Origin of the sequence: Kitasatospora sp. NPDC090091, assembly GCF_044747365.1 — a bacterium.
In the GTDB taxonomy this organism is placed as follows: Bacteria; Actinomycetota; Actinomycetes; order Streptomycetales; family Streptomycetaceae; genus Kitasatospora.
The window spans coordinates 61,315-74,170 of record NZ_JBIVDY010000009.1 but is presented as its reverse complement, the minus strand read 5'-3'; the positions used below and the strand labels follow the sequence as shown (position 1 = coordinate 74,170).

The following is a 12,856-nucleotide window of genomic DNA, read 5'->3' as shown; positions in this document are numbered from 1 at the left end:
ATCCGGGTTGTTCCGCGCATGGCGCCTTTGAATCCGGATAATGATCTGTGGGTCTGGTGAGGTTCGGAAGGACGCGGACGGTATATGGACACGGTGGACAGACAGCTCATCCAGGCGCTCCGGGAGAACGGCCGTGCGTCCTACGCCGAGCTGGGCCGACTGGTGGGCCTCTCCGGGCCGAGCGTCACGGACCGGATCAACCGGCTGGAGCAGGCCGGGGTCATCACCGGCTACCGGGCGACGGTCAACCCGGCCTCGCTCGGCTTCGGTGTCACGGCCCTGATCGGCCTTCAGCTGACCGACGCGGCCGACCACGAGGACGTCGCGTTCCGGCTGAAGGACCTCAGCGAGGTCGAGGACTGCTGGTTCATCGCCGGTGACGACTCGTACATGCTCAAGGTCCGGGTGGCCGACGTGGCCGGCCTGGAGTCGGTGGTGAAGCGGATCTCGGGCACGAAGGGCGTGGCCCGGACCCGCACCACCGTCGTACTCTCCACGAAGTGGGAGAACCGGGTCAGCGAACTCCCGCTCGCCGAAGGGGAGTGAACGTGATGGCACTGGTCGGACTGGAGGAGCTGCGGGCGGCTCGGCAGCGGATCGCCGGGGTCGCGGTACGGACCCCGCTGGTCCCCGCCCCATGGGCGGATTCCGGGGAGCGCCGGCTCTGGCTCAAGCCGGAGAACCTCCAGCCGACCGGTGCCTTCAAGACCCGCGGCGCCTACAACCGGCTCGCCGCGCTCACCGAGCAGGAGCGGGCCCGCGGTGTGGTCGCCCAGTCCAGCGGCAACCACGCGCAGGCGGTGGCGTACGCGGCCGGGCTGCTCGGCATCAAGGCCGTCATCGTCATGCCGGACACCTCACCGGGGGTGAAGATCGACGCGACCCGCGCGTTCGGCGCCGAGGTGGTCGTCGTCGCGCCGGAGGAGCGGGACACGCTGCCGGTCGAGCTGGCCGAGCGGCACGGCTACGTCTGGGTGCCGCCCTACGACGACCCGTACATCATCGCGGGCCAGGGCACGGTCGGTCTGGAGATCGCCGAGGACGCCCCGGCCGAGCTGGACACCGTGCTGGTGCCGGTCAGCGGCGGCGGCCTGATCTCCGGGACGGCGGCCGCGCTCAAGCTCACCCGTCCGGGCGTCCGGGTGGTCGGCGTCGAGCCCGAGCTGGCCGCCGACGCGCAGGCCAGCCTGCGGGCCGGCGAGCGGATCGGCTGGCCGGTCGCCGACACCTACCGGACCATCGCGGACGGCCTGCGCACGCCGTCCGTCGGCGAGCTGCCCTTCCAGCACCTCACCGCCTACGTGGACGACATCGTGACGGTCTCCGAGGAGGAGATCCGGGCCACGGTGGCGCTGCTGGCCCGGCGCGGCCGGCTGGTCGCGGAGCCCTCCGGCGCGGTGGCGCCGGCCGCGTACTTCCACCGTTCGGCCGAGGCCGGCGGTCAGGTCGTGGCGGCGGTGGTCAGCGGCGGCAACATCGACCCGGCCCTGCTCTCGGAGCTGCTCGCAGTCTGAGCGCGGCATAGGCGTACGCTCGTTCCGGCATTGATTCGAAGTCGGAGGAGGCGGGGCACCGCATGGACGCAGGGCTCAAGCGCGAGCTGGAGGCGAAGGTCTACGCGGGTGAGCGGCTGACCCGTGAGGACGGGATCGCGCTCTACGAGAGCGACGACCTGGCGTGGCTGGGCGGCCTCGCCCACCACGTGCGGACGCAGAAGAACGGCGACGTCGTCCACTTCAACGTCAACCGCCACCTCAACATGACCAACGTGTGCAGCGCGTCCTGCGCGTACTGCTCGTTCCAGCGCAAGCCGGGCGAGAAGGACGCCTACACGATGCGCATCGAGGAGGCCGTCCGCCTGGCCAAGGCCATGGAGGTGGACTCGCTCACCGAGCTGCACATCGTCAACGGGCTGCACCCGACCCTGCCGTGGCGCTACTACCCCCGCTCGCTGCGGGAGCTGAAGGCGGCGCTGCCGAACGTCTCGCTGAAGGCCTTCACCGCCACCGAGATCCACTGGTTCGAGAAGATCAGCGGCCTGTCGGCCGACGAGATCCTGGACGAGCTGATCGACGCCGGCCTGGAGTCGCTGACCGGCGGCGGCGCCGAGATCTTCGACTGGGAGGTCCGCCAGCACATCGTCGACCACGACACCCACTGGGAGGACTGGTCGCGGATCCACCGGCTCGCCCACAGCAAGGGCCTCAAGACGCCGTCGACGATGCTCTACGGCCACATCGAGGAGCCGCGCCACCGGGTCGACCACGTGCTGCGGCTGCGCGAGCTGCAGGACGAGACCGGCGGCTTCCAGGTCTTCATCCCGCTGCGCTACCAGCACGACTTCCACGACTCCAAGGACGGCGTCGTGCGCAACAAGCTGATGGCCCGCACGGAGATGGCCACCGGCGCCGAGGCACTGAAGACCTTCGCGGTCTCCCGGCTGCTCTTCGACAACGTGCCGCACGTCAAGGTCTTCTGGGTGATGCACGGCGTCACCACCGCTCAGCTGGCGCTCAGCCACGGCGCGGACGACATGGACGGCTCGGTGGTCGAGTACAAGATCACCCACGACGCGGACAACTTCGGCACCCCGAACAAGCTCGGCCGCGACGACCTGCTCGGCCTGATCCGGGACGCGGGCTTCCGCCCGGTCGAGCGGAACACCCGTTACGAGGTCATCCGTGAGTACGACGGCCCGGATCTGACGCGTCGGGAGACCCCGCAGGCCATGCGCCTCTGACCGCTCCCACCAGCGCGTTCCACCGCCCCCCGGGCCCGCTCCGCGGCCCGGGGGGCGGTGCGTCTCCACGGGGTCGGCACAGCCTTCACCGCCCCCGCACAGGACCCGGGTTTCCCTACGGGCCGTTGGTTTGGCAGGATCGGCCACATGTCCGGTTCCCATCGCGCCACCACGTACCCGCCGTACGAGCCGATGCACGAGCCGGGATACGAGGTGCCGCAGCCGTCCTACGGGGTGTACGAGCAGGCGCCGTACCCGGCGTACGACGCGTCGGAGCAGTACGGGACCGACGGGAACCAGTCGTACGGCGCGTACCAGGCCTACGAGGGCCGGCAGGGCCGTCAGGGCTACGGCGGCTACGAGAGCCACGACGGCTTCGACGCGGGATCCGACGCAGGCTTCGACGCCTACGACCAGCCGTTCCGGCCGTACCCCGGCCACGAGCAGGGCCTCGCCCACGAGCAGGGCCTCGCCTACGAGCAGGGCCTCGCCTACGACCCGGACTCCGTCTTCGCGCCGGCCCCCGCCCCGGTGCCCGAGCCGTCCACGGCCCCCGCCGTGCCGGACGCCCCGGCCCCGGTCGGCTCCCGGACGGCCGCCCGCGGCCACCGGCGCAAGCCCAAGAAGAAGCGTCACGGCAAGGCCATCACCGCCGGCACCGCGCTGCTGCTCGCGGCCGCCGCCGGCTGGTACACCGTCGGCCAGGACGGCGCCAAGCCCGGCGTCACGGCCGCCGACGGCCCCGGCCCCGAGGGCGTCTCCACCCCGGACCAGCCCGCCCCGCAGGCCGCGGCACCCGCCGCCCAGGCCGCCGCCGACCGGCAGGCCGAGACCCCCGCCGCCGCCCGCAGCGAGGCCCGGCCGGACGCCTCGGTGGCCGCGATACCCGGGCTCGGCGCCGCCTTCACCGCCCGGATACCCGCCGAGACCACCCAGGTGGTGCTGGCCTCCGGTCAGGACAAGAACGGCAACAAGAACACCGTCACCCTCTGGACCCGCACCCCCGAGGGCCGCTGGCTGGCCGGCGAGACCTGGCAGGGCCACAACGGGAACAGCGGCTGGACGACCGATCACAAGGAGGGCGACCTGCGCAGCCCGATCGGTGTCTTCAGCCTCACCGACGCGGGCGGCCGCAAGGCCGACCCGGGGGGCAAGCTCCCGTACGACAAGGACCCGAGCTTCGTGGTCTCCGGGACGGGCTTCTTCGGCGACCAGCTGGAGGGCTCCTTCGACTACGTGATCGCGATCAACTACAACCGCGTCCCCGGGAACTCGCCGCTGGACCCGCGCCGTCCGATGGGTTCGAAGAAGGGCGGCGGGATCTGGATCCACGTCGACCACGACGGCCCCACCCACGGCTGCGTCTCGATACCCGAGGACAAGATGGCCGAGCTGATCCGGACCCTCGACCCGGCCGCCCACCCGGTGATCGTGATGGGCGACGCGGCCTCGCTGGCCGCCTGAGCGACCCGCCCGAGCGACCCGCCGGACGACCGTCGACCACTGCTCGGCGACCGTCGGACCACCGCCGGACGCCCGTCCGAGGCAAGTCGCGCCCGGCCCACGACCCGGGCGCCGCAACGGCTCTTGTGGGCCTCCTACAGCTTCCCGGGCCGGATCCTGTAGCCGGTCGCGCCCCGCTGACCAGCGGGTAACCCGGTTGAGTGGCTTTATGAGCGGTTCGCGCATTGTGGCACTCGGGCACTACCAGCCCCCCAAGGTCCTCACCAACGACGATCTGGCGGTGCTGGTCGACACCGACGACGAGTGGATCCGCAGTCGGGTCGGGATCCGGACCCGCCACATCGCCGAGGGCGAGACGCTGGTCGACCTCGCGACCGAGGCGGCCCAGAAGGCGCTGGCGAACAGCGGCCGCACCGCCGCCGACGTGGACCTCGTCGTGGTCGCCACCTGCACCGCGATCGAGCGCAGCCCCAACACGGCCGCCGCCGTGGCCGCCCGCCTGGGCGTGCGCGCGCCGGCCGCCTACGACATCAACACGGTCTGCTCGGGCTTCTCGTACGCGCTGGCCACCGCCGACCACGCGATCCGGGCCGGCGCGGCCCGCGTCGCGCTGGTGATCGGCGCCGAGCGGATGTCGGACACCATCGACTGGACCGACCGCTCGACCTGCGTGATCTTCGGCGACGGCGCCGGCGCCGCGGTGGTGGAGGCCCAGGAGGAGGGCGCCGAGCCCGGCATCGGCCCGGTGGTCTGGGGCTCGGAGCCCGAGCGGGGCGACGCCGTGGTGATCACCGGCTGGGACCCGGTCATCAGCCAGCAGGGCCAGTCGGTCTTCCGCTGGGCGACCACCCAGATCGCCCCGCTGGCCCGGCAGGCCTGCGAGAAGGCCGGGATCGACCCCGCCGAGCTCAAGGGCTTCGTGCCGCACCAGGCCAATCTGCGGATCATCGACGCCATCGCGTCCAGGCTGGGCGTCACCGACGCGGTGGTGGCCCGGGACGTCGTGGACTCCGGCAACACCTCGGCCGCGTCGATCCCGCTGGCGTTCTCCAAGCTGGTCGAGCGCGGCGAGCTGTCGCCCGGCGACCCGGTGCTGCTGTTCGGCTTCGGCGGCGGCCTGGCGTACGCCGGCCAGGTCGTCCGCTGCCCCTGAGAGCCGCTGGAGCCCCCACAGGGCTTCCGGTGCCCCTTCGCGCCCCTTCGGGGCCGCGGTGGGGCCCCACAGGGCCGGGAAAGCGGCCGCACGCCTCGAAACACGAACATGCCGGTGGGCGGGCACCCCGTGAAGGGTGCCCGCCCACCGGCATGTCGGGCGCGCTGCGGACCGCCGGCGGACCTCCCCCGAGGACACGGCCGCCGTCCGTCGTTCCCCGGACAGGAGGCCGGGGCTGCGCGCGGAGCGGATGGGTGGGTAGGCGGATAGGTCTACTTGGGCGGCTTCTTGCCGGTGACGCCCAGGTACACCAGGGGAGCGAGGTTGGGCTTGAGGTCCTTGACCTTGACGCCCCAGGAGGTGAAGGCCTTCTGGTGCTCGGCCGCCGAGGCGAGCAGCGAGACCAGAGACCCGGCGACGGCGGCCGCGTCGAGTGACTTGTCGGCCTGTCCCTTCGCCTGGAGTTCCTTGACGGCATCCGTGAGCGGCTTGGCGACCGCGTTGAGGACCGTCATGCGGATCTTGAAGAACCGCTTGTCCCCTTCGGCGGCACCGAGCGTGACCACTCGGAGAATGGCGTCGTTCTTGCGCCAGAAGGCGAGGAATCCGTCGACCAGTTCTTCCGAAGTGGCCGTGCCGGACTTCCCTGCCCAGGACTTTCCGGCCACCAGCTCTTTGAGGGTGTCGGCGTCCTTGGCCATTTCCTCGGCGATTTCGAGGACAGCGCCCTCGACATCCGGGAAGTACTGGTAGAAGGTCGCGGGGGAGGTACCCGCCATACGGGCGACGTCGATGACCTTGACGTCCCGATAGGGCGACGTGCTGAGCATCTCGCGGAGGCAGTCGAGCAGCTTCTGCCGCGTCTCCTGTCCGCGTCGCCCGGCGACGCGACCGTCGACGGTGCGAACTTGTCCTGTCATGCCGTCAGCTTACCGCGGCACGATCTTGGCGCGATTCGGTGATGTGACAATTACTCCGCCCGGGGGTTCGTCCAGGGGGCTCGAAGCAGTTCGGACGGATATTCACACGGATCCGGCAGCCCGGTATGAAGCCCCCCCGTGTGCTTTTGACCCCACAGCGTGACGGACCCTTCGCTGAGGGGCGGTCCGGTGACAGGGTGTGACGATTTCGCGGGTCGATCCGCCCGTGGCGCGTGAGAGTGCCGGAGCCGCCGGGCGCAAGCCGCCGACGGAGCGGACGTCAGAATCCGGCCGTTCTGCCGCCACTGGCCGGACGGTGACCAGGCTGTGCAGGGCTCTGGGCGGGGGAGGTTGGAGATGGGCCCGGCGGCATTGGAGAATCAGGGTCCGGCACCACGCGGCGGGTGCGGAAACGGGGAGGTGGCAGCGGAGTGGACCAGCTGACGGCGCACGATCCGAGGCGGATCGGGCCCTTCGAGGTGCTGGGGCGACTCGGCGCGGGTGGGATGGGGCTGGTCTACCTGGCGCGGTCGCCCGCCGGTCGGCGGGTGGCCATCAAGACCGTCCGGGGGGAGCTGGCGGAGGACGAGCTGTTCCGGGTCCGTTTCGCCCGGGAGATCGCGGCCGCCAAGACGGTCGGCGGCTTCTACACCGCGGCGGTGGTCGACGCCGACGCCGACGCGCGGGTGCCCTGGCTGGCCACCGCGTACGTCCCGGCGCCGTCCCTGGAGGACCTGGTCGGCGAGTGCGGGCCGCTGCCGGTGGACGCGGTGCGCTGGCTGGTCGCCGGCATCGCGGAGGCGCTGCAGTCGATCCACGCGGCCGGACTCGTCCACCGCGACCTCAAGCCCTCGAACGTGCTCGTGGTCGAGGACGGCCCGCGGGTGATCGACTTCGGCATCGCGGCCGGCGTCTCCAGCACCCGGCTCACCATGACCAACGTCGCGGTCGGCACCCCGGCGTACATGTCGCCCGAGCAGGCCCGGGACAGCCGCGGCGTGACCGGCGCCAGCGACGTCTTCTCGCTCGGCTCGCTGCTGGTCTTCTGCGCCACCGGCCACCCGCCCTACCGCGGCGCCAACCCGGTCGAGACGGTGTTCCAGCTGCTGCGCGAGCAGCCCGACCTCTCCGGCCTGCCGGCCGAGCTGGTGGACCTCGTCCGCGCCTGCATGCGGCCGTCCCCCGAGCACCGGCCGACCCCGGCGCAGATCCAGGCCGAGCTGGCCCCGCACCTCTTCTCCCGGGACGACGCCTCCGGCGAGGCGGGCGACTGGCTGCCGGTCAATGCGCTGGAGCTGATCGAGCGCAAGCGCGGCCGCCGCCAGACCCCGGTCGCCCCGCCGACCCCGCCCGTGCCGGTGCAGCCCCAGCCGGTGCAGCCCCAGCCGGTTCCGCCCCGCCCGGAGCAGCAGCTGTCGCAGCCCGCGCCGCCGCGCGTCCCGGTCCAGGAGGACCCGCGGACCAGGCACCCCGTCGGCCGGCACGCCCCGCCCGGGACCGGGCCGGTGCACGCCGCGCCGGCCCTGCCGGGGCCGGAGACCGAGGCCGCCACCGAGAAGATCGCCGCGCCCCGCAGCCACCGGGCCCCGGTCGCCGGGGGGAGCGCGGCCGAGGTCAAGCTGCCGGGCGCCTCCGTACGGATAGGCCCGGGGCCGCGGGCCGAGCAGGCCGGGCCGGGGGCCGCGCCCGCCGAGACCGACTGGGTCCGCCGGGCCACCCCGCCACCGGTGCGGGCCGCCCGCTGGCGCCCGTGGCGGTTCCGGATGTCGAACGACGTCTGGGGCACCCCCGTCGTCGCCGACGGCACGCTGTTCGTCTCCAGCTTCGAGGTGCACGCCCTCGACATCGCCTCCGGCCAGCGCCGCTACAAGACCCGGGACGTCGCCTGGGCGCTCGCGGTGGACGCCGGCCGGGTGCACGCCGCCGACGGCCCGCACCTGTACACGGTGGACGTCGCGGACGGCACCGAGCGCTGGCGCCACTCGCTGGACGGCTGGGTCTACACGCTGGACGCGGCCGACGGCGTGCTCTGCTGCGGCGTCCGGGGCGGCGGGGTGCAGCTGCGCTCGGCGGCGAACGGCGCGGAGCTCTGGCGCGCCGACGACGCCCAGCAGGACTACGAGAACCCGCAGTCCGGCCCGGCCCTGGTGGGCGGCGCCGCGTACTACTACGGCGGGGGGCGGCTGCGCTGCGTGGACCCGCGGGGCGGCGGCCTGCGCTGGTCCTTCCCGGTGGGCGAGGACGTGCCGTCCCGCCCGGTCGAGCGGGCCGGGGTGCTGTACGTGACGGCCGGCACCCGGGTGTACGCGCTGGACGCGGCGAGCGGCACCGAGCGCTGGCGCTTCGACGCCCCGGTGGTGCTCTTCACCCCGCCCGCCCTGGACGCGGACGCGGTGTACGTCGCCGACTACCTCGGCACGGTGTACGCGCTCGACGCGGCCACCGGCCGGGACCGCTGGCGCGGCGTCACCGGCAACCGGCAGGGCGCCGAGCCGGTGGTGGTCGGCGACGGCATGGTGCTGGTCGGCAGCGGCGAGGTGCTGTACGCCTTCGAGGCGGCCGGCGGCCGGGAGCGGTGGCGGTACACCGTGCGGGGCGAGATCGTCGGCTCGCCGGCGGTGGCCGACGGCCTGGTGCACCTGGGCAGCCGGGACCACTCGCTGCACACCCTGGACCTGGCGACCGGTCAGCTGCGCTGGGAGCTCGGCACCAAGGGCGAGCTGACCGGCTCGCCGGTGGCCGTCGGCGGGAAGGTCTTCGTCGGCAGCAAGGACCGCTGCGTCTACGCGCTCGACGCCTTCTACGGCACGGCGGTGCCCTCGCACTGACCGCACCGGCTCGGGGCGGTGGGTGAGCCCCCGCCCCGGCCCGGAGGCGAGTGGGTGAGTAACCGAGAGGGGCGGGAGCCGTCGTGCGGCTCCCGCCCCTCTCGGTGTGGCCCATCGCCCCCGGGCTACTTCTTCCGGGCCTCGGGGTGGCGGCTGCACCAGCCCTCCCACGCCGAGGCCACCATCTCCTCGACGCCGTAGCGGGCGGTCCAGTCCAGCTCGCGGCGGATCAGGTCGGCGGAGGCGACCACCCGGGCCGGGTCGCCGGGGCGGCGCGGGGTGACCTCGCCGGTGGCGTCGTAGCCGGTGACCTTGCCGATCACGTCCAGCATCTCCTTGACGCTGACGCCCTCGCCGCGGCCGATGTTGAGGACCAGCGAGGTCTCGCCGGCCGGGTCGGACGCGAGCCGCTTCGCGGCCGCCACGTGGGCGGAGGCGATGTCGGAGACGTGGATGAAGTCGCGCACGCAGGTGCCGTCGGGCGTCGGGTAGTCGGCGCCGAAGATGCGCGGGGCCTGACCGGCGGTGAGCCGCTCGAAGACCATCGGGATCAGGTTGAAGACCCCGGCGTCGGAGAGCTCCGGAGAGGCGGCGCCGGCCACGTTGAAGTAGCGCAGCGCCACGGTGGAGATGCCGTAGGCCTGGCCGGCGGCGGCGACCAGCCACTCGCCGGCGAGCTTGGTCTCGCCGTACGGGCTCATCGGCGCGCACGGGGTGGACTCGGTGACCAGGTCGACGTCCGGCATGCCGTAGACGGCGGCGGAGGAGGAGAAGAGGAAGCGCTTGACGCCGCCCTCGGCCGCGGCCTCCAGCACGGTCTGGAGGCCGGTGACGTTCTCGCGGTAGTAGAAGAAGGGCTTCTCGACCGACTCGCCGACCTGCTTCTTCGCCGCGAAGTGCAGGATGCCCTTCACCGCGTGCTCGCGGATGGCCGCGTCGAGGACGGCGCGGTCCAGGGTCGAGCCCTCGATCAGGGCGACCCCCTCCGGCAGCCGGGTGCGGTCGCCGGTGCTGAAGTCGTCGAGGACGGCGACGCGCTCGCCGGCCTCGATGAGCTGCTGTACCACGTGCCCGCCGATGTATCCGGCGCCGCCGGTGATCAACCAAGTCATGGCCGCATCTTACGGGCCCCTGTGGTCGCGAAGGTGGCCGGGCGAGTCGGTGCGCGGCATTCGGACATTTCGGTGAAATGCTGACAAAGATCTCTGTGCAGGGACTCGGAGGGAGCCAAGGTGAACCGTAAGAAGGAGCCCACCCGCCCGATCCCGGCCGGGCCGCGGCCGACCGGCCCCAAGGCCTTCGGCGTGAGCACGGCCGTCCTGGCGGCCGCCGCCGTGCTCACCGCGCCGGTCGTGGCGGGCTGCAGCAGCGGCTCGTCGTCCGCGTCGTCCCCGGCCGCCGCCACCACGGGCGCCACCGCCACCGCGCCCGCCCAGCCGACCGGCCCCGCCAACCAGCTGGAGGAGGTCTACCGGAAGGTGATCACCGACGTGCTGCCCTCGGTGGTGCAGATCACCACCGGCAGCGGGCTCGGTTCCGGGATCGTCTACAACGACAAGGGCGACATCGTCACCAACGCCCACGTGGTCGGCAACGCGACCAACTTCACGGTCACGCTGGCCAACAGCACCAAGCCGCTGGACGCCACCCTGGTCGCCGGCTACCCGGACTCCGACCTCGCGGTGATCAGGCTGACCAACCCGCCGAGCGGTCTCAAGCCGGCCGCGTTCGCCGACTCCGGCAAGGTCCAGCTCGGGCAGATCACGCTGGCCATGGGCAGTCCGCTGGGGCTCTCCAGCAGTGTCACGGACGGGATCGTCTCGGCCACCGGCCGGACCGTCTCCGAGCCCGACACCCCCGGATCGCCGGGCGCCACCATCGGCAACATGGTGCAGACCTCGGCCGCGATCAACCCCGGCAACAGCGGCGGCGCGCTGGTCAACCTGAACGGGCAGGTGATCGGGATCAACACGCTGGCCGCCACCGAGCCCGAGAGCAACGGGACCGCCGCCGCTCCCGGGATCGGCTTCGCCATCCCGGCGTCCACCGTCACCCGCATCGCCGATCAGCTGATCAAGGACGGCAAGGTCACCAACTCCGGGCGGGCCGCGCTCGGCATCACCGCCCGGACCTTCTTCGACCAGGAGTTCCGCCCGGCGGGCGCGGTCATCGTGGCGGTCTCCGCGGGCGGCGCGGCCGAGGCGGCGGGCCTCCAGGTCGGCGACGTGATCACCAAGGTCGGCGACACCCCGGTCGACTCGCTGAACGCGCTCACCACCGCGCTGGCCTCGCTCTCCCCAGGCGACAAGACCACCGTCACCTACACCCGGGACGGTCAGTCCAGGACCGCCGAGGTCACCCTCGGCACCCTGGCGACCCCCTAGACCCCGCCGGAGGCCGCCCGCCCGCCGCGCAAGGGTCCGCGGGCGGCTCCGGACGGGTCGCGGCCGGGATCCCGCCCACTGCCTCGGCGGGATCCCGGCCGCTTCGGCCGTCGGAGGCCCGTCCCCGGGCCGGTGTCCTGCTCCCCGGGCCGGTGTCCTCGTCCCGGCCGGTGTCGTCGCCCCCGGGGTCAGCGGCGGGCCGCCCGGGTGCGCCAGGGGAGCTCGACGGTCACCGTGGTCGGGCCGCCGTGCGGGCTCTCCACCAGGAAGACCCCGTCCACGGCCCGGATCCGCTCGGCCAGCCCGCCCAGGCCGCTGCCCGGGTACGGGGCCGCGCCGCCCTTGCCGTCGTCCTGGACCAGCAGCATCAGCTGCTCGCCGGCCCGCCAGACGTCCACGGTGGCGGACTTGGCGCCGGAGTGCTTGGAGATGTTGGTCAGCAGCTCGCTCACGGTGAAGTAGGCGATGCCCTCGACCGCGGAGTCCGGGCGCTCCACCGCGCCGTTCCCGTCCTTCAGCTCGACGTGCACCTTGACTCCACCCGGCACGGTGCAGCGGGCGGCCACCGAGGAGAGCGCCGCGTCCAGGCCGCGGTCGGTGAGTACGGCCGGGTGGATGCCGCGGGCCAGGTCGCGCAGCTCCTGGAGGGCCAGCTTCACCTCGCCGTGCGCGTTGTCGACCATCCGCGCGGCGGCCTGCACGTCCTCCGGCGTCTCGGTCTCCCGCAGCCGCTCCTTGGCCATGCCGAGGTCCATCGCCAGCGCCACCAGCCGGGCCTGGGCGCCGTCGTGCAGGTCCCGCTCGATCCGGCGCAGGTCGGCGGCGGCGGTGTCGACCACCGTGCCGCGGTCGTCCTCCAGCTCGCGCACCCGCTCGGAGAGCGCCCCGGGGAAGAGCAGGATCTCCACCAGCATCCGGTCGACCGCCGACTCGAAGCGGATCACCCAGGGCAGCGCCGGCCAGCCGACGATCACGCAGACCAGCGTCAGGGCGAAGCTCAGCACGCCCCAGGGCAGCAGGAGCACGCAGTAGAGGGCCGAGCGCCAGCTCAGCGCGTCCGTCAGGTGGGCGATCGCGTAGCCGGTGGCCCCCGGACGGGTCCGGCGCACCGGCGGTGGCTCGCTCACCCCGGAACCGTGCACCGACCGGGCCCGGCGGCGGGCGACGCCGCCGAGCGCCCGGCACCCGGCCAGCCCGGCGGCGAGCAACGGCAGCCCGACCACGGTGACCGACAGCGCCAGGCCGATCGAGAGCAGCGCGACGGCGAAGACGAACCCCGCGATGCCGATCGGCAGGTTGAGCATCAGCTGCCCGGCCTGCCGCCACATCCGCGCGCCGTACAGCGGGGTGCGCTCCGTGCGTGCGCC

10 protein-coding genes are annotated in these 12,856 nt (G+C 73.1%); 7 read left to right on the top strand and 3 right to left on the bottom strand.

Annotation, left to right across the window (positions count from 1 at the left end):
* The first annotated feature begins 84 nt into the window (after window positions 1-84).
* The 5 genes from ACIPSC_RS17390 to ACIPSC_RS17370 all read left to right on the top strand — a co-directional run bounded on the left by ACIPSC_RS17390 (window position 85) and on the right by ACIPSC_RS17370 (window position 5,357).
* Window positions 85-546 (top strand): Lrp/AsnC family transcriptional regulator, encoded by a 462-nt coding sequence (locus tag ACIPSC_RS17390; protein ID WP_238863735.1) that lies wholly within the window; start codon window positions 85-87, stop codon window positions 544-546.
* 5 nt (window positions 547-551) lie between these two features.
* On the top strand, window positions 552-1,514 hold the full coding sequence (locus ACIPSC_RS17385; RefSeq protein WP_400826542.1) for a threonine/serine dehydratase: 963 nt from the start codon (window positions 552-554) through the stop codon (window positions 1,512-1,514).
* Window positions 1,515-1,576: 62 nt separating this feature from the next.
* A complete protein-coding gene (gene mqnE / locus ACIPSC_RS17380; RefSeq protein ID WP_400826541.1) occupies window positions 1,577-2,740 on the top strand; it encodes an aminofutalosine synthase MqnE in 1,164 nt (387 codons plus the stop codon).
* Between the two features lie 147 nt (window positions 2,741-2,887).
* Window positions 2,888-4,204, top strand: a complete 1,317-nt coding sequence (locus ACIPSC_RS17375; RefSeq protein WP_400826539.1) for a L,D-transpeptidase family protein — start codon at window positions 2,888-2,890, stop codon at window positions 4,202-4,204.
* A 208-nt stretch (window positions 4,205-4,412) separates the two neighbouring features.
* Complete coding sequence (locus ACIPSC_RS17370) at window positions 4,413-5,357, top strand: beta-ketoacyl-ACP synthase III (RefSeq protein WP_400826538.1); 945 nt, start codon at window positions 4,413-4,415, stop codon at window positions 5,355-5,357.
* Between the two features lie 272 nt (window positions 5,358-5,629).
* Here the strand turns inward: ACIPSC_RS17370 and ACIPSC_RS17365 are convergent, their stop codons facing one another.
* The gene (locus ACIPSC_RS17365) at window positions 5,630-6,277 is read right to left on the bottom strand and encodes a TetR family transcriptional regulator (RefSeq protein WP_313764275.1); all 648 of its coding nucleotides are present in this window, start codon (window positions 6,275-6,277) and stop codon (window positions 5,630-5,632) included.
* Between the two features lie 431 nt (window positions 6,278-6,708).
* On the opposite strand from ACIPSC_RS17365, the gene ACIPSC_RS17360 reads away from it, so the two are divergent.
* Window positions 6,709-9,105 carry a PQQ-binding-like beta-propeller repeat protein gene (locus tag ACIPSC_RS17360; protein WP_400826536.1) on the top strand — a complete coding sequence of 799 codons (2,397 nt, stop codon included), beginning with the start codon at window positions 6,709-6,711 and terminating at the stop codon, window positions 9,103-9,105.
* Between the two features lie 125 nt (window positions 9,106-9,230).
* On the opposite strand, the gene galE is transcribed toward ACIPSC_RS17360, so the two are convergent.
* Entirely contained in the window at window positions 9,231-10,217 is a 987-nt protein-coding gene (gene galE / locus ACIPSC_RS17355; protein ID WP_400826535.1) for a UDP-glucose 4-epimerase GalE, read from the bottom strand.
* 192 nt (window positions 10,218-10,409) lie between these two features.
* Here galE and ACIPSC_RS17350 point away from each other — a divergent pair, with 192 nt between their 5' ends.
* Window positions 10,410-11,489, top strand: coding sequence for a S1C family serine protease (locus ACIPSC_RS17350; protein ID WP_400826828.1), 1,080 nt, complete (start codon window positions 10,410-10,412; stop codon window positions 11,487-11,489).
* A 188-nt stretch (window positions 11,490-11,677) separates the two neighbouring features.
* On the opposite strand, the gene ACIPSC_RS17345 is transcribed toward ACIPSC_RS17350, so the two are convergent.
* Window positions 11,678-12,817, bottom strand: a complete 1,140-nt coding sequence (locus ACIPSC_RS17345; RefSeq protein WP_400826827.1) for a sensor histidine kinase — start codon at window positions 12,815-12,817, stop codon at window positions 11,678-11,680.
* Window positions 12,818-12,856: the final 39 nt, after the last annotated feature.

What these genes read in the sequence shown, in the direction of transcription:
- ACIPSC_RS17365 (WP_313764275.1), bottom strand. Translation starts at nt 6,277, where the DNA reads ATGACAGGACAAGTTCGCACCGTCGACGGTCGCGTCGCCGGGCGACGC.
- ACIPSC_RS17370 (WP_400826538.1), top strand. Translation starts at nt 4,413, where the DNA reads ATGAGCGGTTCGCGCATTGTGGCACTCGGGCACTACCAGCCCCCCAAG.
- ACIPSC_RS17375 (WP_400826539.1), top strand. Translation starts at nt 2,888, where the DNA reads ATGTCCGGTTCCCATCGCGCCACCACGTACCCGCCGTACGAGCCGATG.
- galE (WP_400826535.1), bottom strand. Translation starts at nt 10,217, where the DNA reads ATGACTTGGTTGATCACCGGCGGCGCCGGATACATCGGCGGGCACGTG.
- mqnE (WP_400826541.1), top strand. Translation starts at nt 1,577, where the DNA reads ATGGACGCAGGGCTCAAGCGCGAGCTGGAGGCGAAGGTCTACGCGGGT.
- ACIPSC_RS17390 (WP_238863735.1), top strand. Translation starts at nt 85, where the DNA reads ATGGACACGGTGGACAGACAGCTCATCCAGGCGCTCCGGGAGAACGGC.
- ACIPSC_RS17345 (WP_400826827.1), bottom strand. Translation starts at nt 12,817, where the DNA reads ATGTGGCGGCAGGCCGGGCAGCTGATGCTCAACCTGCCGATCGGCATC.
- ACIPSC_RS17385 (WP_400826542.1), top strand. Translation starts at nt 552, where the DNA reads ATGGCACTGGTCGGACTGGAGGAGCTGCGGGCGGCTCGGCAGCGGATC.